The sequence below is a fragment of the Enterovibrio baiacu genome (genome assembly GCF_004120195.1).
Classification (GTDB): Bacteria; Pseudomonadota; Gammaproteobacteria; order Enterobacterales; family Vibrionaceae; genus Enterovibrio; species Enterovibrio baiacui.
Genome location: NZ_SCHN01000012.1, coordinates 1 through 23,203, shown reverse-complemented (window position 1 = coordinate 23,203; position 23,203 = coordinate 1). Strand labels below are relative to the sequence as shown.

Sequence of the window (23,203 nt, the reverse complement as noted above, 5' to 3'; positions counted from 1 at the left end):
AAAGCGCCGTGCTTTGCAGGCTGATCATAAACCCGCACCACTTTACCGATGAATATCGCTCTCTAGGAGGATGTGATGGAACGCGTTCATGCTTTATTTGATGCGCTTTGGCAGGATTACACCACGAGACTTTGCCCGTCTGCGGCGAAGGTACACAGCTTGCTGGAAGAAGGCTCGCCGCTGCTGAATGACCATATTGCACTTCGCACGTTTGCGCTGCCCAAGGTTGGGTTAGACAGATTGGCTGCGCCGTTTATCGCGATTGGCTATGAGCCAAAGGGTGAGTACCACTTTGAAAGTAAGAAGCTTTACGCGCACCACTATCAACATCCAAACCCTGATGCTCCTAAAGTGTTTATCAGTGAGCTCTTGGTCGGTCAATGTTCCACTGAACTGCAAACCGCGGTGAGAAGCTTGGTGGATCAGGTTGATGATGATGCGATGAAAGATCCCTCTTTCTTGTACAGTGGCCGTCCTTGGTTGTTGGACAGCAAAACCTATGAAATGCTTGCGGCTGAAAGCGAATATGCAGGGTGGTTAGCGGCGCATGGTTTTGGGGCGAATCACTTCACGGTGAGCGTAAATCAGTTGAGCACGTTTGATGAAGTGAAAGCGGTGAATGATTTATTGCGTCAGTCTGGTTTTGCTATCAATGAAGCGGGTGGCGAAGTGAAGGGCGACCCACAAGTGTGCCTTGAGCAATCTTCAACAATGGCCGATAAAGTTTCCGTGCGTTTCAGCGACGAAGAGCGAGACATTCCGGGGGGCTTTTACGAGTTTGCCAAGCGCTATCCGCTGGCAGATGGGAATTTGTACCAAGGCTTTGTCGAAGCGTCTGCGGACAAAATTTTCGAAAGCACAGATAAATAGGAAAGCGCTCAAGGTCAGTAAGACGATGAGTGTATTTGAAAGATAAAGCTGCGCCTATGCAGGCTATGGCGTCTGCATGACTGTTAGATGCTTGAGCGGATTAACAAAGAGAGGTCGGCAGGTGTGTCGGCCATTCTTCATTATTGGTGACGCTTTGTTTGTTGCCATCCTCACCCAGTAAACGTTGCATTTGATAATGGGTGGGACCACTAAATCCCGTCAACTCCGTCGTGCTTGCCTGCACCCAACCAGGGGTAGAAGGTGCTGACCCAAGCGCCAAATTTTCGATGTCCATTTCTGCTTTCCTTCGCCATGCTTATTATGCATAAAAGTTCGTACATATCCTGCATTGAAATTAGCACCGAAATGCACTGATGATGAAAAAATGAACGTTACCCAGATCACATGAACAACAAATAAATGTTAATTCCGCCGAAATTTAGGCATAAAAAAAGCCACGTTAGCGTGGCTTTTTTTCATGACCGAACGTGGATTAGCGAGTGCCGTATACCACGATGGTTTTACCGTGTGCAGAAATTAGGTTCTGCTCTTCCAACATCTTCAAGATGCGGCCAACGGTTTCGCGTGAACAACCCACGATTTGACCGATTTCCTGACGAGTAATCTTGATTTGCATACCGTCTGGGTGAGTCATCGCGTCTGGTTGTTTTGCCAGATTCAACAGAGTCTGAGCAATGCGGCCTGTTACGTCCAAGAATGCCAAGTCACCGACTTTTTGGCTAGTTACCTGAAGACGACGAGCCATCTGTGAAGACAGGCGCATCAGAATGTCAGGGTTAACTTGGATCAGCTGGCGGAATTTCTTGAATGAGATTTCAGCGACTTCGCACGGTGATTTAGCGCGAACCCAAGCAGTACGCTCCTGATCTTCCTCGAAGAGGCCCAGTTCGCCAATGAAGTCGCCCTGGTTTAGGTAAGAGAGGATCATCTCTTTACCTTCTTCATCCTTGATTAGTACAGCCACAGAGCCTTTAACAATGTAGTAAAGTGTCTCAGCCTTTTCGCCCGCATGAATAAGCGTGCTCTTAGACGGATACTTATGAATGTGGCAGTGTGAAAGGAACCACTCTAATGTTGGGTCTGTTTGAGGTTTTCCTGGAACCATATATCTCATTTCCTCTGCAGTTGTTGCCTGATGAGTCTTCCTTAGCCCACCGTCCTGCGGCACAAGTCCGTGGGATAGCATAAAGTTTCAGCAGTCAGGCTACAAGCTCTCTGTTTGAGTCATTGAGTTTATCCTTTTTCCTGCACGATTTCTTGATTTTGATATGGACTTCCCCTTCAATTAAAGGCTAAAAACGTGGACAAGATCACGACCCTGAAAGTAAGTAGAGGAATGATATGCAATCAAGCGTCAAATGGAGCGGAAATAAGACCTTTTTAGGTTTGTCGAATTCGGGGCACAGCGTGGTCATGGATGGCAATGGTGGCGAGCATGCGCCAAGCCCAATGGAAATGGTGCTGTTAGGTGCGGGCGGTTGCAGCTCTGTCGACGTCGTTTCTGCTCTTGAAGATGCAAATCAGGCAATTGCAGGTTGTGAAGCCGTGCTGTCTGCTGAGCGTCGCGAGCAATCACCGCGTTTATTTACCAAGATCAACATCCACTTTGTCGTGACAGGCACAGCATTGGATGAAGCGCTTGTGGCAAGTGCGGTGAAAGACAGTTTGGAGAAATATTGCTCAGTGTGTTTAATGCTAGGCAAAGGTGTCGAAATGACACATTCTTACGAAATCATTGCTAAATAGCGAAAAAGGAGGGAGTTCCCTCCTTTTTCTTCGTGTTTGAATGTCTTAATAATTATGCAATTTTCTGCGGCCTGTCAGAACACATCTCTCTTTTTGTCGCACAATTAATACCGCGAATGCGTCGACTAGCTGATTTTTCCGGTTTCGATCAATTGCTGAATCAGCGGCCTGATGATCAATTCCATCGCAAAACTCATTTTCCCCCCCGGCACGACCAAGGTGTTATGGCGAGACATAAACGACCCTTGGATCATCGACAACAAATAAGGGAAGTCGACTTTCTTGATGCCACGAAAACGGATCACCACAAAACTTTCGTCCAAGCTTGGAATGGCTTTCGCGTTAAGTGGGTTTGAGGTGTCCACCGTTGGTACGCGTTGGAAGTTAATGTGTGTGCGGCTAAATTGCGGCGTGATGTAATTCAGGTAGTCATCCATTGAGCGCACGATCGAATCCATGACCGCTTCACGTGAATGACCCCGGTCACGGGTATCGCGAACGAACTTTTGAATCCACTCCAAGTTCACGATAGGCACCATGCCAATCAATAAATCCACATGCTGTGCAACGTTGATGTCACCATCGACAATGCCGCCATGTAATCCTTCATAGAACATGGTGTTGGTGTTGTCGGGTAAATCTTGCCACGCGGTAAAGGTGCCGGGCATTTGGTTGTAGGGCACAGCTTCATCAAAGGTATGGAGATAGCGGCGGAATTTCCCTGTGCCGTGCTCGCCGTATTCACGAAAGAAGGCTTCAAGTGTCGGAAAGTCGTTGGCTTGTGGGCCAAAATAGCTAATGTGTCGTCCTTGTTCTCGCGCTTTTCTTATTTCAACGTCCATTTCCGGGCGTGTAAAACGGTGAAAGCTGTCGCCTTCTACCCACGCTGCGTTGATGTCCATCATGTTGAAAATTTTACGGAATGCATCAGACGTTGTGGTTGTTCCTGCGCCGGACGAACCGGTGACTGCAATGATGGGGTGTTTTGCAGACATGACAAACCCTGTCAATTTTAATAGATAGCCAACAATTAACAGGGTGTAGAGGTGAGGTCAAGCGCGTGTTATGCGCTCAGTGATCGGGTCGATTTGATATCGACCGTTTCGTGTAATTCAGAATAAACGACTACGGCTTCTTTGCGTTTGAGCAAGTTATAGACCTGCTCGACTTTCTCTTCGAAGCTGGCTTCTTGTTCGCCGTAGTCCGTGCCTTCACGTAATACAAAATGCTCGACTAATCCTCTCAAGGATTCTTCGGGGATTTCTTGCCAAGGAACAATCATGTGCGGATACCTACAAGGTTAAACGGTGCCGAAAGGAGGCAGAAAACACGATATCTGAACTGTTGTCGTGATTAAACATGTTTTCAAGTGCCCCTAATTCTATCGCACTGTTGCCAAAAAGGTAGCGATAGCCCAGCGCGAATTCATGGACGATGTCAGTTAACTCAGTAAGGTGGTTGTCGTGTGCTTTGCCCGTTGAAACAAGATATTCGGCAATAAGCTCATGGTGTTTGAACCATTGGTATTGGTAACTGACGCCGCCGTTAACGCCCCATTGACGAAGATCGATACCGTGCTGCTGATTGTCTGGTCGATGCACGAGGGAAAGCATGGCGGCAACTTTATGTTTTTGCTGCTGGAAGCCGTAATTAAGTTGCAGTGATTGTTCAAACGCCGTGTTCTCAAATTCGCCTGACGCGACGCGGTTGAAGAAGAGCGTTGCGCCAACACTGAAAGCATGATGTTCGGTACGATACACATTGTGTTCAGCGTAAAGGTTCACCGCGTTGACCACGGCATCCCCAATAAAGTCTTCACTGGGTGCTGATTGGCTGTCGGGCACATAGACATAGAACCTGTCTTCATCGACCTCAGTGCGACCATTTTGGTCGATGCCAAACACGCTGTGGAATTTTTCTGTGAGCCCGTCTAATCGATTGTTTGCGGCATACCGGTATTGATACCAAAGCCCGACGTTGGTGTCGTCGGAAAGTGCATGAAGCATGCCTAGCATAAATTGGTTGTGGTAGTAGTCGAATTGATATTCAGGGGTGTTGGCCCAAATGCTTGCAACGGTGCCTGTCGCGAAAACGTCGGTTTCGTTCGTTGCTAATGCAAAAGGATCAAAAATCATGGGGGTAAGCCCCGTGATTTGGAGTGGGGCTTGTGTTTGCATAATCAGTGGACCGAAGCGGACCGCTTCAGTCTCTTGGTCAGGGGCAGCGCATGCAGTGGTTGCAAATATGCCGCCTACCATGGCGTAAATTACAATGCGAGAAAATGTCATACTTCACCTCTCTCGCCCTGCTTATTATGGCTATGTTAGGTGCAGGGCCAGCCAGCGGGGCACTTCTTTCTCAAGCCAGAACTCAGGGGCTTGAGGCGTGCCAGACACAAATCCAACATGACCGCCGTTTTCCGTAAGGTGATACTCAATATTGTTAGGTAAAGGTGTTGTCGGGATCACCGCATCAGTCATAAAAGGATCATCTTTAGCATGGATCACTTTTAGCGGTGTCGCAATGTCGTGCAGTACCCCTAAGCCACTGCATTGCTGATAATAATCTTCTGCACTTTTGAATTGGTGGAGCGGGGCGGTGACGGTTTTATCAAACTCATACACGCTCGATATCTGGACTTTCTCACCGCTTTTCCAATGACCAATTTCTGGGTGGCGCTGCAGTTTGTTGACCAGTGAGCGATTCATTGAGCGCAGTAAATACGCTTGATAAACCTTCGAAAACCCCTGCTGAATGCGGCTTGAACATGACAGCAAATCGAGCGGTGCGCTGATAACGCAACCCGCTTTGATGAGCGGTTCGTGTTTAAACTCCGCCAAATAACGCACCAGCATGTTGCCGCCCAACGACACCCCAACCGCCACACGGGGGACATCTTGGAAGTGTTGGTTGATGTGCTCCAAGAAAAAACGGGCGTCGCTGGTTTCGCCGGAATGGTAGCTTCGTGGTCTTTTGTTGATGAGGCCACTGCATCCTCGAAAGTGCATGAGCACACACAGCCAACCTTTGTCTTTGAACGCTTTCATCAACCCATTGGCATAAGGGCTGTAGAAACACCCTGCCAATCCATGAAATAGCACCACCAGCGGTTTACCTTTTGCGATTTCTGGCGCTTCCGTCCACGCGAGGTCGAGAAAATCGCCATCAGGTGTATCGATGCGCTGCCAAACAGGTTCAAACAGCGCTTTGCGCCGAACAAAACGTGGCAGTAGGGTTTGCACGTGTGGGTTGCTTCCCCACTTCATGGGCACGAAGTCGTGAGGTGTAGTGTGGTCTTGTGCGACAGAAGCTGTCGATGTTTCTGCTGTCATTCTCGGGTTCTCACAACGCAAAATCGGACAAAGGCGGGTTCGCCAATAAGTCAGCCAGTTCATGAAGGCCTTTTTCCAGCGTTTCTCTGTCGGGTGGCGCACTCAATGCAATACGTACGTAAGGCGGCGCGGAATAGCCTGCTGGCACGAACAGTTCTGATGATTTCACTTCTACACCTCGGGCTTTGCTTTCCGCGAGGAACTCGCTCAACGACCATTCATCGGGCAGTCGAAGCCAGCCATGAAAGCTGTTGGGATGATAGCGAAAATCGACGTCTTTTAAATACGCTTGCGCGATGCGCCAACGTGCTTCCATTTGATCGCGGATCGTCTCGAGTATCTGATTCGCCGCCCCATTTTCTAACAGAATTGATGCCATGGCGGTAAGCAAAGGGCTGATCATCCAGCTGTGATTTTGAAGCGCGTTCACGAAGTGCGGGTAGTAACGCTCTGGAAGTTGAAGGAACCCCAGCCTGAGCCCCGGCGCTAACGTTTTCGCTAAACCACCGACGTAGATAACGTCATCAGGGGCGAGGTTAACGATAGGGTTTGGCCTTTCTTTGGGCAGGATGCCGTTGATGTCATCTTCCAATATCACCAATTGCAACTCGCGGCAGACGCGAATGATGTCATGACGTCTTTCTTCGCTCATGGTGGCAGTGGTGGGGTTTTGCAGTGTTGGCGTCATGTACACCAAACGTGGCTGATATTGTTGATACGCCGTTTTGAGGGATTCGGGCAGCATGCCCTCGTCATCCATTTCGACAGGTTTGACCGTTAATCGAAGTTGTTTAGCAAGGCTCAATAACCCGGGGTAAGTGAGTTTATCGGTCAAGATGGTATCGCCAGCTCTGCATAGGGTAACTAAGCAAAGCTGCATGGCGTTTTGCGCACCTGAGCAAAAGAGCAGGCGGTTGGGATCTGTTTTCACGTTATGTTGCGCAAGCCACTTAGACAAAATCTCACGATGATGCGCGATGCCCATCGGGGATTGGTAGAGCATCAAATTATTGAGCTCATTGGGGTGCGCGGCGAGTTGTTGAAGCGCTTCTGATATCAAATCAGCACGATTAATGGCTGGCGGCACATTGTAGCCAAAGCTCATGATGCCTGGCGTCGGCGGTGGTGCAAATGTCCAAAGGGGTTTGTCAGCATGGCAGATATAGGTACCAGCACCCACTTTGGCTTCCACGATGCCACGCCGCTCTGCTTCAGCATAAGCACGCGTCACGGTGCCTACGGTGACAGACAATGCATCGGCGAGTGCTCTGTGGGTGGGGAGCTTTGTCCCCGGCTGCAGTGTGTTGGCCGCGACTTGCTCAGCAATCGCATCAGCGATCTGTCGATAAAGCGGCAATCCTTGCTTATCTAGCGTAATTGTCATGATTGTCATGGTGACAATAAACCTTTTGATCCGATTTCCGATCCCTGTTAGCGTTATTTTTAACCACTTTTGGTGGCTTTTTCAACAATGTTGTGTGGATTGTATCGATACAATGTGAGCAGGGAGACAATTCATGATGGAAGTTTCGTTTTTAGTAACCTTGGCGGTATTTGCCGCAACCATGACGGGTACACCAGGGCCGAACAATATGATGCTAACCGCGTCTGGGGCGAATTTTGGCTATCGCCGCACCGTGCCACATCTGGTGGGCATTACATTAGGTGTCGCTTCGCTTATTGCGGTCGTGGCGGCAGGACTGGGCGTGGTATTTAAAACCTACCCGATGGTGCAAGAGGGGATGAAGTTGGCGGCCAGTGGTTACTTACTTTATCTGGCATGGCGCATTGCGATTGCTGGCGCGCCGTCGGAAAGCGAATCGTCCGATCGTCGTCCGATGACATTGATGGAAGGGGCATTGTTCCAGTATGTGAACCCGAAGGCGTGGGCGATGGCCGTGAGTGCTGTCGGTACATTTACGTTGTCAGGGGGCGACTATTGGTGGTCTGCGCTGGTGATTGTGATGGCATTCATGGCGGTAGGTTTTCCGCTGACGTCATTGTGGGCAGGGTTCGGCGTTTGGGTTGGCAAAGCGCTTTCAACAGAACGAAGCTGGGTTATTTTTAATCGTATCATGGGCGCATTAACCGCTTCGTGCTTGTTGTTCATTTGGATGTGATGGTGTGATGACGAATCTGATGAAGGGCGGTTTAACGGGTATTCAGCCCTTTCATCAACGTTGGGTATAGATAGCGGGCAGCAATATCCAGTTGCTCGCAGTAGAGCTCAACTGTCGAAGGGCCCTCATCGAGCCAAGGTTGTTGATTGATACACGCGAGTAGTTCTTGCTGTTGAAACTTTTCGAGGGTGAGTTCGTAGTTCAGCATCTTTTGATACGCGCCACGCGAAAGCTGAGGTTTGAGTTCTCGGCGCATTAATCGGTAGCGTGTCAGTAAAGTTTCAGAATGGGTCAAGGATTGTCGAAGTGCAGTAAGTGAATGCGCAGACAGTGTAAAGCCTGCGTCTTCAAGCCAAACGAGCAATAAGGCCAAATTCACGTTGCCCTTAAACTCGTCTTGCAGTTTAAGGCTGGCGTGTTTGACCTCTTGCTTGCTGTAATGGTGGAGGCAAAATTGCCACAATCCATCAGGCGTGGCAGCTTGCTTTAGCGGGCTTGGAACGCCGCTTCCATTTCCTCCAGTTGTTCCTGAAGTTCCATCCATTCCAATTCGACCTCTTCCAACGACGATTTCGCTTCAGCCTGCTTACGTAACACGTCTGTTAGCTTGTCTTTGTTCGCCGCTTCATAAATTGATGCTTCTGATAGGGCTGATTCAGCCTCGGCGATTGTCTCAGAGAAATGCTCGAGTTTTGTGTCTAACTTGTCAATTTTCTTACGAATTGGCGCGGTTTCACGGCGGAACTCAGCTTCGAGACGTTTCTGCTCTTTACGATTTACTTGCGCGTTTTCGCTCACTGGCTTTGCGGATTCAGCCTGTTCTTGGCGACGCTCTGCGCGTTGCTGTTCTGCGAGCCATTGGTGATAGTCGTGCAGATCACCATTGAACGGTGCAACTTGTCTGTCATGCACTAAGTATAAATCGTCTGTGGTTGCACGAAGTAAATAACGGTCGTGACTGACGATAACCATGGCACCTTCAAACGATTGCAGAGCGATGGTCAACGCAGAGCGCATGTCCAAATCTAAGTGGTTTGTCGGTTCATCGAGCAGCAAGAGGTTCGGTTTTTGCCAAACAATCAATGCCAACACGAGACGGGCTTTTTCACCACCGGAGAAAGGACCAATCATCTCAAGGGCTTTGTCGCCGATAAAGCCAAAGCTACCCAAGTAGTCGCGAAGCTGTTGCTCGGTTGCAAGCGGCGCAAGACGGTTCATGTGCTGCAACGGGGTTTCATCGTTACGCAGGGTTTCCAGCTGATGCTGCGCGAAGTAACCAATTTTCACGCCTTGGGAGTAACGCAGTTCACCTGCTTGCGCTGGCAGTTCGCCAGACAGCAATTTAATCAGTGTGGATTTACCCGCACCATTTCGACCCAGCAAACCGATGCGGCTGCCCGGCACGAGGTTCAAGTGCACTTTCTCTAGGATGAGGTTGTCGGCATAACCCGCAGCCACTTTCTCCATCATCAAGATAGGGTTTGGCAGCGCGGCAGGTTCACGAAACTCAAAGCTAAACGGGTTATCAAACTGCGCAGGCAGCACTTTTTCCATGCGCTCCAGCGCTTTAATTCGGCTTTGTGCTTGGCGTGCTTTGCTGGCCTTGTAGCGGAAGCGATCGATATACGATTGCATGTGCGACATTTGCTTTTGTTGCTTCTGGTACATGGATTGTTGCAGTACCAGTTTCTCGGCACGCATGGTTTCGAAGGCTGAGTAGTTACCCGTGTATTCATTCAGCAATTGGTTTTCGATGTGAATGATGCGGTTAACCACAGGATCTAAGAAATCGCGGTCATGGGAAATCAACACCAAGGTGCCGCGGTAGTTCTGCAACCATTTCTCAAGCCACATGACCGCATCCAAATCCAAGTGGTTGGTCGGTTCATCGAGCAGCAGGAGGTCAGAGCGGCACAATAGCGCTTGAGCAAGGTTAAGGCGCATACGCCAACCGCCCGAGAATTGGGTAAGGTTCCATGCCATTTGATCTTGGCGAAAGCCAAGGCCGTCGAGTAGCTCTGCTGCACGGGCACGAATGCTGTATCCGCCAACCGCGTCAATCTTGTCATGCAAAATCGCAACCTTGTGGCCGTCATCGTCGATTTCGGCTTGGCGAAGGGCATTTTCTAATTGGCGATATTCACGGTCACCGTCAATCACGTACTCAATGGCTTGACGCTCGAGTGCTGGGGTTTCTTGCGCGACCCACGCAAGTTCCCAACCGCTTGGGAAGTTGCAGCTACCTGCGTCCAAGGTCATTTCATCTTTTAGCAACGCGAACAGCGTTGATTTACCGCAACCATTCTTACCCACTAGGCCGACTTTATCGCCCGGATGAATGGTAGCGGATGCTTGATTAAGTAGCGGTTTGCCGCCGCGAAGAAGCTGGATATCAGAAAGTGTGATCATGACTACTTGGCGGCTCCGGCCGCGTGCAATGGGGTAAAAAATTCTCGCGCAGTTATACCAGTTAAGCACTGAGGCTGCCAGCCTACCGAGTGAAGCGCCTCGATCAGTCCGTGAAAACCCGCGCCAATTACCGTATGGTGGAAGGGTTCAGACAACACCGTGCGATGAGGTGTTGTCTCTATGCAACGGGTCCACATCGGATTCGGGTTGCTTGGGTATATGTGTCATTATAATAAGACTATAAAAAGAACCGTTTATACGGCTAAAAGGATTTTGCTGCGAGATGGAAACCACCAAAGCCTCACTTTTCCGATCCAAAGTTTTAGTGCTGTTTGCGCATCCAGACCCTTATGAGTCTGTCGCGAACAAGGACATGCTCGACTCCGCACGCCAGTTAAACCACGTGACCGTCCATGATCTCTACGCCACGTACCCTGATTTCATTATTGATGTTCACTACGAACGTGAGTTACTGCTCAGCCATGATGTGATTGTGTTTCAACATCCTCTTCAAATGTATTCCTGCCCCTCGCTCCTCAAAGAGTGGATCGATGTGGTGCTCGGAAAAGGCTTTGCTCACGGCGGGGGAAATGCCCTTGCAGGGAAAACGTGCCGTTTTGTTGTCACCACGGGTGGCGCGGCAGAGGCTTTTAGTCAAACCGGTTACAACAAATACAGCATGGCGGAATTGCTTCAGCCCTTTGAGCTCACGGCGTTGCTGTGTCAAATGCGTTGGGTGGAACCCTTGGTGCTGCACTGGGCGCGTCGCGTGACGGATGATGACCGAGCGGCGCACGCCGAGTTGTATGCCGATTGGTTGTGCAACCCTGTGGCGGAGGTGGTTTGATGGGACATAACTACCTGCTTGATGCGCTTATCTTTCTTGCGGCTGCCGTTGTGGCCGTGCCGTTGGCGCAACGTTTGGGAATCGGCTCTGTATTAGGGTATTTGATCGCGGGTATCGTGATTGGTCCATGGGGCTTGAGGCTCATCAGCGATGTTGAAGCGATTTTGCATTTTGCTGAACTCGGCGTGGTCTTGCTGTTGTTCTTGATCGGTCTGGAACTGAATCCCAAAAAACTGCTGCAAATGCGACGACCCATTTTGGGGTTGGGGGGAAGCCAAGTCTTTATCAGCTGTGTGGTTATTGGCCTTATCGTGTATTCATTTGGCGTGAACCGTGTGGATGCGCTGGTCGTCGGCATGGGGCTGGCGTTGTCTTCCACTGCGATTGCGATGCGCATCATTGAAGAACAACACTTGATGCGCAGTGAATCAGGTCAGTCTGCCTTCGCGGTTTTACTGTTCCAAGATATTGCCGTGATCCCCATGCTGGCTGTTTTACCTGCGTTAACAGGCGGGGCGAGCGGCAGTTGGCTGGATGTCGGTATGATGTTAGGCGCGATCGCCGCATTGCTGGTAGGCGGTCACTACTTGTTGCGACCTATCCTGCGTTGGGTGGTGACGAGCCGCGTCAAAGAGATGTTTACCATAGCGGCGCTGATGTTGGTCATTGGTATTGCGCTTGGCATGCAGGCGTTAGGGCTGTCCATGGCATTGGGTACATTTTTGGCGGGTGTGCTGCTTGCGGAAAGCGAATACCGTCATGAGCTTGAGGTGGCGATTGAACCGTTCAAAGGGCTATTGCTGGGGCTGTTCTTTATCGCGGTCGGCATGGCCGTTGACCTTGGTTTGCTGTTTGAGTATCCGCTAGAAATACTCGGCGCAGTCGCAGCGCTCATTGGCGTGAAGGCCGCCATTATTTATGGCTTAGTTCGACTTTTTGGTGGGAGTGCACGAACGCGAAGCCAAGTGGCGATTCTTCTTAGTCAAGGCGGAGAGTTTGCGTTTGTTCTGTTTACGGCAGCGCGCGGCGAGGGATTACTTGACCCATCATTGAATGCTTTCTTACTGGTGGTGGTGAGCTTGTCGATGATGACCACGCCGCTGATGCTGTTGCTACAAAAAATGTGGCTTGCACGGAAGATGAATGCGGATGTAGCAGAGCCTGAAAATGACCAGTTCGATCATGAAGGTGATCGCCGCGTCATCATTGTTGGCTTTGGTCGTTTCGGCCAAATGGTGGGGCGTTTACTCTTTGCTAACAAAATCAAGCTGACTATTCTTGAGCAAGATCCTTCTCAAATCGCTTTCCTCAGACGCTTCGGCTACAAGGTGTATTACGGTGATGCCACACAGCTCGATTTGCTGCGTGCAGCCGGGGCGGCAACGGCAGAGGCCATCGTCGTATGTACTGACTCGCCGGAAGAGGTGATCGAGGTTGTGGACCTTTGTCAGCGTCATTTCCCGAACCTGAAAGTGTTCGCGCGTGCACGAAGCCGCGTCGAAGCCAACCAACTGCTCGGTCATAACGTGACGGGCTTTTCGCGCGAAACTTTTTTAAGTGCGTTGGATTTGGGGAAACAAACCTTGATCGCATTAGGAATGCACCCGTACAAAGCAAAGCGTGCAGAAGCCTTTTTTAGAAAGTTAGATGAAGTGCGATTACATGAAATGCAGCCACACCACAGCGATGACGTGATTGGTGCATCGCGAGTAAAAGAAGCACGCTTAGAGCTTGAGGAGTTGTTTGACCTTGAGATGAAAGGTGACACAGAGCGTCACCAAAGCTGGAACAGAGAGTAACACTGGCATTGTTCGGTGTTGATGAGGACGTACAAGGAAAGACATGAGCAAGAAACGATTTATTGCAGGTGCAACCTGCCCTGAATGTAAAGAATCCGATACGCTTCGCTGGTGGAAAGAGCACCATGTTGAGGTGATTGAGTGCGTGAAATGCGGGCATGTAGACCGTCGCTCTCCGATATCGGAAGATAAAAATGAACACCGTCCGGAAGAGCAGGACGCACAAGTGATCGGGATATTTAAACCGCAGTGATAGTCGCGGAGGAAAGTTTTCTGTATTATCGGCGCCGAATTAACCAGGTGGTCATTAGGGAATAAATTTCCGCGATCATCCGGACTTGAATAACTGCTTCCGGAGTTAACATGAAAGTCACTAAAGACGTGGTAGTAAGCATTGCTTACCAAGTAAAAAATGAAGACGGTATCTTGGTTGATGAATCAACCAAAGCGTCTCCACTTCAATACCTGCAAGGTCACAACAACCTGATCGTTGGTCTAGAAAACGCGATCGAAGGCCGTGAAGCTGGCGATGTATTTGAAGTGACCGTAGCGCCGGAAGACGCATACGGCGAGTACTTGGATGCAATGGTTCAGCGTGTTCCTGCTGACGTATTCCAAGGCGTTGACGAAATCACTGTTGGTATGCGCTTCCTAGCGGACACTGACCAAGGTCCAATCCCAGTTGAAGTTACTGAAGTAGACGGCGACGAAGTGGTGGTTGATGGTAACCACATGCTGGCTGGCCAAACACTGACGTTCAACGTTGAAGTTGTTGAGCTTCGTGCTGCGACTGAAGAAGAGATCGAACACGGCCACATCCACCAAGCGGGTGGTTGTTGCGGTGGTCACGACCACGACCATGACCACGAAGGTGGTTGCTGTGGTGGCGAAGACAAAGGCGACGACCACGAGTGTTGTGGCGGCGGCGGTTGCGGTTCTCACTAATCGCACCTTAACGCATCGCGCTTTTGATTGATAAAACGCCATCCGGGAAACTGGATGGCGTTTTTGTTTTTTGGGTTTGGGGCAGGACCTAGGTTCTCGGAAAAGAAGGTCCTAGGAAGCGCAAAGCGCTTGACTCTATTGCGACAACATCCAAAATCTTGAAGTACCCAGTCCCCGTTTTCCCCTAACGAAGGAACCGCCATGACCCACCCATTCTCAATCGCCATTCACGGCGGTGCAGGCACCATCGAACGCCGATTAATGACCCCTGAACTTGACGCTGATTATCGTAAAGCGTTGGCGCAGTCAGTGTTGGCGGGTCATGCCGTGCTTGAGCAAGGCGGCAGCGCGGTTGATGCAACGGTTGCTGCAGTCACCGTGATGGAAGACAGCCCACTTTTCAATGCGGGTAAGGGGTCGGTGCTCACACATGACGAAACGGTTGAGATGGACGCCAGTGTGATGGATGGCAATGGGCTAGATGCAGGCGCTGTTACTTTGATTCGTCACATCAAAAACCCAATTCAGTTAGCGCGCGACGTCATGCAAAAAAGCCCGCATGCGATGCTGGCGGGCGAGGGGGCGGAATCTTTTGCGTTCAAAGAGTGCGGTTATAGCTACATAGAACAAGATTATTTCTTTACCGACAGACGATACAAAGAACTGCGAGTCATGAAAAAATCAGGCGGCGTGGCGCTTTCAGAAGCGCGATACCCGGATGAGAAAAAGCACGGCACGGTCGGCGCTGTGGCGTTAGATAAAAACGGCAATCTAGCAGCCGCAACCAGCACCGGTGGTTTAACCAACAAGCGTTGGGGGCGTGTCGGTGATACGCCGATCATTGGCGGGGGGAACTTTGCACGCAATGGCAATGTGGCTGTATCTGCCACGGGGATGGGCGAATTATTGATGCGCTGCACCGTGGCTAGTGACATTGCAGGGCGCATGCAATATGGCAACGCCAGCGTGGAACAAGCGTGTCGCGACGTTATTCACGGCGATTTTCTGTCACTCGGCGGCGAGGGTGGCGTCATTGCGATTGATGCGGACGGTTCGGTGAACTTCGAGTTGAACTGCCCGGGCATGTATCGTGCGACGGTAGATGCTGAGGGAAATGCGCTGGTGGCAATTTTTGCGGATGAAGCGCTTTCTGTGGTGAGCGAGTAACGAGAAGGGAATACGGAGAGAAAGAGTGGTTCATCAGCTTTGCTCTTTCTCGTCCCTTTAACCTGCTCTTCCTCGTCCCTAGGGCATGCTTTCAGTAGTGAGGCGGCGGTGTTTCTTCGTTCATGCTCGCGATGTTAGCGGGTTCCATCGCTTTTAATTTCGTCACCAAAAAGGCGATCTGCGTGTTCATTCGCATGATGGCATTTTGTTGTTCAGTGACCGCATCGTTAAGTTCTTCGATGGTGTGTTCTTGAAATGCTTGTTTGATTTCAAGGTCTTCAATTTGCTGTTGCAGTCGCTCTAATTCGTTCATATCGTTACTATTCCTGCGATATCCAGGCTTGTGCAATGCCGGCTGATGTAGCGGAAATTACGCGCCCTGTTGGATCTATCGCGACATCATACACCACCGCACTCGGTGGTCGCGTATTTTGTTGTTCCTCTGCAAGCCAGCGTCCGAGGTTATCGCCGCTTTTGGTCTCCCATGATTCTACGCGTCTTCCTGGCGTCCCGGTCACGAGTATTTCGCCATCATCTGAGAAACGCGCTGTAGAAAAGTTCGGGTGGCGGTGGAACATATTGAGCTCGCTACGCGGTTCACCCGTTGAGAGATCCCACACAATGGCTGTGTCGTCTCCATCGGCTGAAAAGGCGTATTTTCCCGTGCGATGCAATTCAACGCGGGTAATGCGGTGTGAATGCGGAAATTCATTCAGCACTTGGCCTGATTCTGTGCTCCAAAAGAAGGCGTTATGATCATTCCCTCCTGACAGCGCGAACTTGCCATTGGGTGATAAAGACACGCTATTCACTTTATCTTGATGCGCGAGGAACTCTAAGCGTCTTCCTGTGCCTAAGTCCACGAACAAGGCTTTGCCGTTCGACAATGCAAGCAACACTTTCTGCCCGTTGTTACTGATATCAAGGTCCCGAATGATGCCGTCTGATATGGACCACAGGCCTTCGGCTTGCCCCCACGCTAAATCCCAGACCGCAAAGTTCTGCGATGTGGCAGTAATGGCGTAGCGGTTGTTGTCTGATATCTGACTCGCGATCACAGTGTTTTTATCTTGATCCTGATATCCGAAATCAGCCAACTGTTTGTTTTGCATAAGATCCCAGAGCACGATACCTTGTTCAGTTGATGCCATAAGGCCAAAACGGCCTTCACGACTTAAGCTGAAACTGGTCACTCCATTCGGCTGCAACGTCCAACGTTGCGCTTCATGTGAGGAGTGAAAGCACCCAGAAAGTGCTAGCAGTGTCAGAATTAAGCAAATTGTGGCGACGATTTGTCGTATCACGCTTGTGTTCCTTTTCTTGGGACCCTATAACGTCGAGTATATTGATCGTTTCAGGCTTTCGCATCGTTGTCGCGTAAGCGAATAAGAGAAATGTGGTTTGAATACCAACGGAGTAACCAATGAAATCAGTTTTTAAAATGTCACTGTTAGCTGCGACCGTCGCTCTGGCTGTGGGCTGTCAGCAAGAAGAAGCAAAAGAAACAACGACAGCTGCGGTTGAAGCTCCTGCTGCTGTAGAAGCCGTGACATTTGCAACAGAAGATGACAAAGCCGCTTATGCAATCGGTGCATCGTTGGCGCAATACCTGAAAGCGAACCTTGATCAGCAAGAAGAAATTGGCTTAAGCCTAAGCTCTGACCTTGTACTACAAGGCGTACAAGATGCGTTTGCTGACAAATCAAAATTGAGTGATGAAGAAGCGCAAGCTGCACTTCAATCACTGGATCAGCGCGTTGCGGAAATGGCGCAAAAGCAAGCTGAAGAAAAAGCCGCTGCTGCTGTGAAAGCGGGCGAAGAATTCCGCGCGACGTTTGCAAAAACGGAAGGCGTGACCACCACAGATTCTGGTTTGATGTACCAAGTTGAAACGTTGGGTGAAGGTGCGAAACCAGCAGCTGAAGATACCGTCGTTGTTCACTACAAAGGCACACTGACGGATGGCACGCAATTCGACAGCTCTTATGATCGTGACCAACCAGCAACTTTCCCACTTAACCGCGTGATCCCTGGTTGGACGGAAGGCGTTCAGTTGATGCCTGTCGGCTCTAAGTTCAAATTTGTTATTCCGCCTGAGTTGGCTTACGGCGCGCAAGACACGCCTGCTATTCCAGCAAACTCAACCTTGGTATTCGATGTCGAGCTCATCGAAATCAAAGGTGACGCAGCGAAAGCAGGAACAACACAAGGTTAATCCCCTTGGCGTTTAGTTTGATGTAACGTTAAAAACCCCGGTCTCGTGCTGGGGTTTTTTCATTTTCTTGAACCAAGTCTGTTAAACTTATTGCCAGATTTTAAAGTTTACAGCTTTCGTTTATCTTTTACCCCTCGATAGACGATAACCCACAAAAGGAAAGAAGCCTGTGCCGACAGACAGTTTTGGTGCGGATGTAATTGTCGAAAGTGACTTCATTGAGGTCAATCCATTCACAGTACAAGACCGCGTGATCCTCAAATCTTACGAAGCCGTTGTTGATGGTTTAGCCGCGTTGATTGGTCAGCACTGTGAAATCGTGTTGCACTCATTGGAAGATTTGAACACTTCGGCCATCAAAATTGCCAATGGTGAAAACACAGGTCGCCAAGTGGGTTCGCCAATCACAGACCTTGCGTTGCGTATGTTGCGTGATATCGAAGGATCCGAGCGAAATTTCTCTCGTGCTTACTTTACGCGTGCGAAGGGCAATACCTTGATGAAATCCATCACGGTCGCTATTCGTAATGCAGACAACCGTGTGATTGGTTTGCTGTGTATTAACATTAATTTGGATGCACCATTCTCCCAAGTACTGCAGGCATTCATGCCGACAGAAGAAGCACGCCAAGCTGCATCTTCGGTGAACTTTGCCAGTGATGTTGATGAGTTGGTTGACCAAACGGTCGAGCGCACGATCGAAGAAATCAACGCAGATAAGTCGGTATCGAACAACACGAAGAACCGCCAAATCGTGATGGAGCTTTATGATAAAGGCATTTTCGATATCAAAGACGCCATCAACCGCGTGGCAGACCGCTTAAACATTTCCAAGCACACTGTGTATCTCTACATTCGTCAACGCAAAGGCGAGGAAGGGGAGAAATGAGCCTCAATTATGTGTTAGTGGTGAGTGCGCCTGTCTATGGTCGCCAAGCATCACTTTCGGCATACCGCTTTGCACAAGCTGTGATAGAAAAAGGACACACGTTAACGCGTGTGTTTTTCTATCAAGATGGTGTGTCCAACGCGTCGTCTTTGACCGTGCCTGCAAACGATGAGTTTGATTTGGTTTCAGCTTGGCAGGCCTTGTCATCTGCGCATGGTGTTGAGCTTGAAACCTGTGTAGCGGCCGCACTGCGTCGCGGTCAAATCAGTGATGACGAAGCAAAACAGCACGCGTTACCAACGTCCAACATGGCAAAAGGCTTTACCCAAGCAGGGTTGGGTGGTTTGTCAGAATCTCTATTAACCGCAGATCGCGTTGTGCAGTTTTAGGTGACCCATGAGTAAACTCGGTTTCGTTTTTTCTACTGCACCACATGGCTCTGCAAGTGGTCGCGAGGGGCTGGATGCCGTTTTATCAACCTCCAATTACAGCGAAAACATTGCACTGTTTTTTGTGGGTGATGGTGTTTTCCAGTTGCTTGCGAACCAACAACCTACAGTGGTGCTCAGTCGCGACTATATTTCGACATTCAAAATGCTGTCGTTGTGCGATGTGGAAGACATTTACGTTTGTGAGCAGTCTTTAGCGGAAAGAGGCTTAACAAACGCAGCATTCATCATCGATGCAGATGTTGTCGAACGCAGTGTGATTGCGTCGCAACTGACTGAATGTGTCAAAGTTCTCCAGTTTTAGGGGCATCGGATGTTACACACGCTCTATACCTCACCGTATTCTTCTTCTTCGTTGAAGCTTTGCCTCGATTACGCACAAGCGCCAAGCGCGATCCTTCTCGCTGAAGATGCTGTCGTTGCCGCCATTGAGCAAGGAGAGTGGTTTCTGCCACTTCTTTCTTCAAATCATCGAATTTACGTTCTGTTGGAAGATGTTCAAGCGAGAGGGCTGGAAGGTAAAATTGCCAGTGAGTTTGAACTTGTTGATATTAAAGACTTTGTCTCGTTGACGGAGCAGTATGTCACGCAAATGAAATGGTGAATATCACCACAATCAACTAGCGTAAAGACGTAATATCTCGGTGTTTACAAAATGCACTGAGCATTGATCGTTGTATAAATCTTGACACCTAAATAGACGACGCATAAAATTTCGCGTCCCTACTTTTGTGGGGCATAGATTTTTCACACTTATACGTAAGTAATATCAGGAGCTATTTAATGGCAACTATTAACCAGCTGGTACGCAAACCACGCATCAAGCAAGTTGCTAAAAGCAACGTGCCTGCGCTGGAAGCGTGTCCGCAGAAACGTGGTGTTTGTACTCGTGTTTACACCACTACGCCTAAAAAACCTAACTCGGCACTACGTAAAGTATGTCGTGTTCGCTTGACCAACGGTTTTGAAGTTACTTCATACATCGGTGGTGAAGGTCACAACCTTCAAGAGCACAGCGTTGTTCTAATCCGCGGCGGTCGTGTAAAAGACCTTCCAGGTGTGCGTTACCACACCGTCCGTGGTGCGCTTGACTGTGCAGGCGTTAACGACCGTAAACAAGGTCGTTCTAAGTACGGTGTGAAGCGTCCTAAGTCTTAATGGAATCCGTTAAGTAAGGCCAAACACTAATTAATTTGTAATTTTGAAAAAACTGAAAAGTTTTGGATAAAACCTGAAGAAGACAACGGAGAATTCCATGCCACGTCGTCGCGTAATTGGTCAGCGTAAAATCCTTCCGGATCCTAAGTTCGGATCAGAGCTGCTGGCAAAATTTGTAAACATCGTAATGGTTGACGGTAAAAAGTCGACTGCTGAAAAAATCGTTTATGGTGCATTGGACATCATGGCTGAGCGTTCTGGTAAAGATCACCTAGCTCTGTTTGAACAAGCTCTTGATAACGTTCGCCCTGCGGTAGAGGTTAAATCTCGCCGTGTTGGTGGTTCAACTTACCAAGTACCTGTAGAAGTTCGTCCGGTTCGCCGTAACGCACTTGCTATGCGTTGGTTGGTTGAAGCTGCGCGTAAGCGTGGTGAAAAATCTATGGCTCAACGTCTAGCTAACGAAATGCTAGATGCATCTGAGAACAAAGGTACTGCGGTTAAGAAACGTGAAGACGTTCACCGTATGGCTGACGCTAACAAAGCGTTTGCTCATTACCGCTGGTAATACCTTTTTAGGCGCGGCATTTGCCGCGCCTAAACCACATTCTAAGGTTGACCTTAGTAAGAGGATACTACTGTGGCTCGTAAGACCCCTATTGAGCGCTACCGCAACATCGGTATTTGTGCTCACGTAGACGCAGGTAAAACTACAACAACAGAGCGTATCCTGTTTTATACCGGTCTTTCTCACAAAATTGGTGAAGTGCACGATGGTGCCGCAACCATGGACTGGATGGAGCAGGAGCAAGAGCGTGGTATCACAATCACCTCCGCTGCGACTACAACCTTCTGGCGTGGTATGGATGCACAATTCGCTGAGCATCGCATCAATATCATCGATACCCCTGGACACGTAGACTTCACCATTGAAGTTGAACGTTCATTGCGCGTATTGGATGGTGCAGTCGTTGTATTCTGTGGCTCATCTGGTGTTGAACCTCAGTCTGAGACTGTTTGGCGTCAAGCCGATAAATATCAAGTTCCTCGTATGGTTTTCGTCAACAAGATGGACCGTACAGGCGCAGACTTTTTGCGCGTAGTTAATCAAATTAAAGATCGACTAGGTGCTAACCCTGTTCCTATTCATTTGAATATTGGTTCAGAAGATGAGTTTCGTGGTGTTATCGACCTTATCAAAATGAAGGCGATTAACTGGAGCGAAGCTGATCAAGGGATGACCTTCAGTTACGAAGATATCCCAGCAGACATGCAAGAGCTGGCTGAAGAGTGGCATCAAAACCTTATTGAAGCTGCTGCAGAAGCAAACGAAGAGCTGATGGACAAGTACCTCGAAGATGGGGAATTGACAGAAGCCGAAATCAAACAAGCTTTGCGTGAACGCACACTAAACAACGAAATCGTACTGGCAACTTGTGGTTCTGCATTTAAGAACAAAGGTGTTCAGGCGGTGCTAGATGCTGTTGTTGAATTCCTTCCTTCTCCAATTGACGTGAAAGCGATCAATGGTGAAGACGAAGATGGCAATGTGATCGACCGTCATGCTGACGATAACGAACCATTCGCAGCACTAGCATTTAAAATCGCCACCGACCCATTTGTTGGTACGTTAACCTTCCTGCGTGTTTACTCAGGAGTGGTGAATACTGGCGACACAGTTTATAACTCTGTGAAGCAAAAGCGTGAGCGCTTTGGCCGTATCGTTCAAATGCACTCGAATAAACGCGAAGAGATCAAAGAGATCCGTGCGGGTGACATTGCGGCAGCAATTGGTCTGAAAGACGTGACGACGGGTGACACACTTTGTGCACTAGAATCTAAAGTGATTCTTGAGCGTATGGAGTTCCCAGAGCCTGTTATTCAGATCGCTGTTGAGCCTCGTTCACAAGCTGATCAAGAAAAAATGGGTATCGCGCTGGGTAAACTGGCGGCAGAAGATCCATCGTTCCGCGTTGAAACTGACATTGAATCAGGGCAAACCCTGATCTCTGGTATGGGCGAATTGCACCTCGACATCATTGTTGACCGCATGCGCCGTGAGTTCAGCGTTGAATGTAACGTAGGTAAGCCTCAGGTGGCATACCGTGAAACCATCCGTGGAAATGCTGAAGTCGAAGGCAAGTTCGTTAAGCAGTCTGGTGGTCGCGGTCAGTATGGTCATGTATGGATCAAACTGGAGCCGTCTGAACTTGGCGAAGGCTTTGTCTTCGTTGATGAAATCGTTGGTGGTTCAGTACCAAAAGAGTACATCAGTTCAGTGGCTAAGGGCATTGAAGAGCAGATGAGTAGTGGTGTCCTTGCCGGTTACCCAGTACTTGACGTGAAAGCCACGTTGTTCGATGGCTCTTATCATGATGTTGACTCCAACGAAATGGCGTTTAAAATCGCTGCATCTATGGCCTTTAAGAAAGGAGCGCTTGAAGCGCAACCTGTTATTCTTGAGCCAATGATGAAAGTGGAAATCACCACTCCAGAAGACTGGATGGGTGATGTAGTGGGTGACTTGAATCGCCGCCGTGGTTTGATTTCTGGTATGGACGATGGTCCTGCTGGCTTGAGAATCATTCGCGCACAGGTACCGCTGGCTGAGATGTTTGGTTACGCAACTGACTTGCGTTCAGCGACTCAGGGCCGCGCATCTTACTCTATGGAATTCAGTGAATACGCTGATGTTCCAAAGAACGTTGCTGATTCAATCATCGCACAGCGTTGTTGATTAGTAGCTTTGATGCTGGCATTGTTCGCCAGCATTGATAAAAACTTCTGATCGCACTTACGACGGTAGGTGCGGCTCATAACTAGGAAGGAACACGATCGTGTCTAAAGAAAAATTTGAACGTACGAAACCGCACGTTAACGTTGGTACTATCGGCCACGTTGACCACGGTAAAACTACTCTAACTGCAGCAATCTGTACTGTACTTTCTAAAGTATACGGCGGTTCTGCACGTGACTTCGCATCTATCGATAACGCTCCAGAAGAGCGCGAGCGCGGTATCACCATCTCTACTTCACACGTAGAATACGATACTCCTACTCGTCACTACGCACACGTAGACTGCCCAGGACACGCCGATTATGTTAAAAACATGATCACCGGTGCTGCGCAAATGGACGGTGGTATCCTAGTTGTTGCGGCAACTGATGGTCCTATGCCACAAACTCGTGAGCACATCCTTCTAGGTCGCCAAGTTGGTATTCCTTACATCCTTGTT

At 49.3% G+C, this 23,203-nt stretch carries 28 protein-coding genes; 17 read left to right on the top strand and 11 right to left on the bottom strand.

Going from position 1 to position 23,203, the window contains the following annotated elements:
* Positions 1 to 75 precede the first annotated feature (75 nt).
* Positions 76 to 870, top strand: a complete 795-nt coding sequence (locus EQP46_RS13655; RefSeq protein ID WP_129494199.1) for a DUF1338 domain-containing protein — start codon at positions 76 to 78, stop codon at positions 868 to 870.
* A 100-nt stretch (positions 871 to 970) separates the two neighbouring features.
* Here the strand turns inward: EQP46_RS13655 and EQP46_RS13650 are convergent, their stop codons facing one another.
* Together EQP46_RS13650 and crp are read right to left on the bottom strand one after the other, a co-directional pair.
* Positions 971 to 1,165, bottom strand: a complete 195-nt coding sequence (locus tag EQP46_RS13650) for a hypothetical protein (RefSeq protein WP_129494198.1) — start codon at positions 1,163 to 1,165, stop codon at positions 971 to 973.
* A 198-nt stretch (positions 1,166 to 1,363) separates the two neighbouring features.
* Complete coding sequence (gene crp, locus EQP46_RS13645; protein ID WP_002535199.1) at positions 1,364 to 1,996, bottom strand: cAMP-activated global transcriptional regulator CRP; 633 nt, start codon at positions 1,994 to 1,996, stop codon at positions 1,364 to 1,366.
* A 236-nt stretch (positions 1,997 to 2,232) separates the two neighbouring features.
* Here crp and EQP46_RS13640 point away from each other — a divergent pair, with 236 nt between their 5' ends.
* Positions 2,233 to 2,637, top strand: a complete 405-nt coding sequence (locus tag EQP46_RS13640) for an OsmC family protein (RefSeq protein WP_129494197.1) — start codon at positions 2,233 to 2,235, stop codon at positions 2,635 to 2,637.
* A 125-nt stretch (positions 2,638 to 2,762) separates the two neighbouring features.
* Here EQP46_RS13640 and EQP46_RS13635 read toward each other — a convergent pair whose 3' ends face one another.
* From EQP46_RS13635 to EQP46_RS13615, 5 genes are all read right to left on the bottom strand, one after another.
* Positions 2,763 to 3,632, bottom strand: a complete 870-nt coding sequence (locus EQP46_RS13635; RefSeq protein ID WP_129494196.1) for a phosphoribulokinase — start codon at positions 3,630 to 3,632, stop codon at positions 2,763 to 2,765.
* 68 nt (positions 3,633 to 3,700) lie between these two features.
* Complete coding sequence (locus EQP46_RS13630) at positions 3,701 to 3,919, bottom strand: YheU family protein (protein WP_102317234.1); 219 nt, start codon at positions 3,917 to 3,919, stop codon at positions 3,701 to 3,703.
* A gap of 10 nt (positions 3,920 to 3,929) precedes the next feature.
* Complete coding sequence (locus tag EQP46_RS13625; RefSeq protein WP_129494195.1) at positions 3,930 to 4,925, bottom strand: DUF3187 family protein; 996 nt, start codon at positions 4,923 to 4,925, stop codon at positions 3,930 to 3,932.
* 30 nt (positions 4,926 to 4,955) lie between these two features.
* Entirely contained in the window at positions 4,956 to 5,903 is a 948-nt protein-coding gene (locus EQP46_RS13620) for a hydrolase (protein ID WP_192545515.1), read from the bottom strand.
* A 76-nt stretch (positions 5,904 to 5,979) separates the two neighbouring features.
* Entirely contained in the window at positions 5,980 to 7,362 is a 1,383-nt protein-coding gene (locus EQP46_RS13615) for an aminotransferase-like domain-containing protein (RefSeq protein WP_129494193.1), read from the bottom strand.
* Between the two features lie 124 nt (positions 7,363 to 7,486).
* On the opposite strand from EQP46_RS13615, the gene EQP46_RS13610 reads away from it, so the two are divergent.
* Positions 7,487 to 8,089, top strand: coding sequence for a LysE family translocator (locus EQP46_RS13610; RefSeq protein ID WP_129494192.1), 603 nt, complete (start codon positions 7,487 to 7,489; stop codon positions 8,087 to 8,089).
* A gap of 31 nt (positions 8,090 to 8,120) precedes the next feature.
* Here EQP46_RS13610 and EQP46_RS13605 read toward each other — a convergent pair whose 3' ends face one another.
* A complete protein-coding gene (locus EQP46_RS13605) occupies positions 8,121 to 8,633 on the bottom strand; it encodes a TIGR02444 family protein (RefSeq protein ID WP_129494191.1) in 513 nt (170 codons plus the stop codon).
* The gene (locus EQP46_RS13600) at positions 8,576 to 10,498 is read right to left on the bottom strand and encodes an ABC transporter ATP-binding protein (protein WP_129494190.1); all 1,923 of its coding nucleotides are present in this window, start codon (positions 10,496 to 10,498) and stop codon (positions 8,576 to 8,578) included. Before EQP46_RS13600 ends, EQP46_RS13605 begins: the two co-directional genes overlap by 58 nt.
* 283 nt (positions 10,499 to 10,781) lie before the next feature.
* On the opposite strand from EQP46_RS13600, the gene kefG reads away from it, so the two are divergent.
* The 5 genes from kefG to EQP46_RS13575 all read left to right on the top strand — a co-directional run bounded on the left by kefG (position 10,782) and on the right by EQP46_RS13575 (position 15,256).
* Positions 10,782 to 11,345 carry a glutathione-regulated potassium-efflux system ancillary protein KefG gene (gene kefG, locus EQP46_RS13595; RefSeq protein ID WP_129494189.1) on the top strand — a complete coding sequence of 188 codons (564 nt, stop codon included), beginning with the start codon at positions 10,782 to 10,784 and terminating at the stop codon, positions 11,343 to 11,345.
* Entirely contained in the window at positions 11,345 to 13,144 is a 1,800-nt protein-coding gene (gene kefB, locus EQP46_RS13590) for a glutathione-regulated potassium-efflux system protein KefB (RefSeq protein WP_129494188.1), read from the top strand. The genes kefG and kefB overlap by 1 nt, the downstream gene beginning before the upstream one ends.
* Positions 13,145 to 13,187: 43 nt before the next feature.
* A complete protein-coding gene (locus EQP46_RS13585; protein WP_129494187.1) occupies positions 13,188 to 13,397 on the top strand; it encodes a YheV family putative zinc ribbon protein in 210 nt (69 codons plus the stop codon).
* A gap of 110 nt (positions 13,398 to 13,507) precedes the next feature.
* Entirely contained in the window at positions 13,508 to 14,089 is a 582-nt protein-coding gene (gene slyD, locus EQP46_RS13580; RefSeq protein WP_129494186.1) for a peptidylprolyl isomerase, read from the top strand.
* Positions 14,090 to 14,290: 201 nt separating this feature from the next.
* On the top strand, positions 14,291 to 15,256 hold the full coding sequence (locus EQP46_RS13575) for an isoaspartyl peptidase/L-asparaginase family protein (protein ID WP_129494185.1): 966 nt from the start codon (positions 14,291 to 14,293) through the stop codon (positions 15,254 to 15,256).
* Positions 15,257 to 15,347: 91 nt separating this feature from the next.
* On the opposite strand, the gene EQP46_RS13570 is transcribed toward EQP46_RS13575, so the two are convergent.
* The gene (locus tag EQP46_RS13570) at positions 15,348 to 15,569 is read right to left on the bottom strand and encodes a SlyX family protein (protein ID WP_129494184.1); all 222 of its coding nucleotides are present in this window, start codon (positions 15,567 to 15,569) and stop codon (positions 15,348 to 15,350) included.
* A 7-nt stretch (positions 15,570 to 15,576) separates the two neighbouring features.
* Positions 15,577 to 16,557, bottom strand: coding sequence for a WD40 repeat domain-containing protein (locus EQP46_RS13565; RefSeq protein WP_129494353.1), 981 nt, complete (start codon positions 16,555 to 16,557; stop codon positions 15,577 to 15,579).
* Positions 16,558 to 16,679: 122 nt separating this feature from the next.
* On the opposite strand from EQP46_RS13565, the gene fkpA reads away from it, so the two are divergent.
* From fkpA to EQP46_RS13520, 9 genes are all read left to right on the top strand, one after another.
* Positions 16,680 to 17,471: an FKBP-type peptidyl-prolyl cis-trans isomerase gene (fkpA, locus tag EQP46_RS13560; protein ID WP_129494183.1), complete on the top strand. Its 792-nt coding sequence runs from the start codon at positions 16,680 to 16,682 to the stop codon at positions 17,469 to 17,471.
* A 169-nt stretch (positions 17,472 to 17,640) separates the two neighbouring features.
* Positions 17,641 to 18,360 carry a helix-turn-helix transcriptional regulator gene (locus tag EQP46_RS13555; RefSeq protein WP_129494182.1) on the top strand — a complete coding sequence of 240 codons (720 nt, stop codon included), beginning with the start codon at positions 17,641 to 17,643 and terminating at the stop codon, positions 18,358 to 18,360.
* Entirely contained in the window at positions 18,357 to 18,749 is a 393-nt protein-coding gene (tusD, locus tag EQP46_RS13550; RefSeq protein ID WP_129494181.1) for a sulfurtransferase complex subunit TusD, read from the top strand. The genes EQP46_RS13555 and tusD overlap by 4 nt, the downstream gene beginning before the upstream one ends.
* A gap of 7 nt (positions 18,750 to 18,756) precedes the next feature.
* Positions 18,757 to 19,113 carry a sulfurtransferase complex subunit TusC gene (gene tusC, locus EQP46_RS13545; RefSeq protein WP_129494180.1) on the top strand — a complete coding sequence of 119 codons (357 nt, stop codon included), beginning with the start codon at positions 18,757 to 18,759 and terminating at the stop codon, positions 19,111 to 19,113.
* A gap of 9 nt (positions 19,114 to 19,122) precedes the next feature.
* On the top strand, positions 19,123 to 19,413 hold the full coding sequence (tusB, locus tag EQP46_RS13540; protein ID WP_129494179.1) for a sulfurtransferase complex subunit TusB: 291 nt from the start codon (positions 19,123 to 19,125) through the stop codon (positions 19,411 to 19,413).
* A gap of 179 nt (positions 19,414 to 19,592) precedes the next feature.
* Positions 19,593 to 19,967 (top strand): 30S ribosomal protein S12, encoded by a 375-nt coding sequence (gene rpsL / locus EQP46_RS13535; RefSeq protein WP_002535163.1) that lies wholly within the window; start codon positions 19,593 to 19,595, stop codon positions 19,965 to 19,967.
* Positions 19,968 to 20,064: 97 nt separating this feature from the next.
* Positions 20,065 to 20,535 carry a 30S ribosomal protein S7 gene (rpsG, locus tag EQP46_RS13530; protein ID WP_078751458.1) on the top strand — a complete coding sequence of 157 codons (471 nt, stop codon included), beginning with the start codon at positions 20,065 to 20,067 and terminating at the stop codon, positions 20,533 to 20,535.
* Positions 20,536 to 20,607: 72 nt separating this feature from the next.
* Entirely contained in the window at positions 20,608 to 22,704 is a 2,097-nt protein-coding gene (gene fusA, locus EQP46_RS13525) for an elongation factor G (RefSeq protein WP_129494178.1), read from the top strand.
* Between the two features lie 100 nt (positions 22,705 to 22,804).
* The coding region (locus EQP46_RS13520) for a GTP-binding protein (RefSeq protein WP_192545511.1) at positions 22,805 to 23,203 on the top strand (399 nt) is incomplete at its 3' end.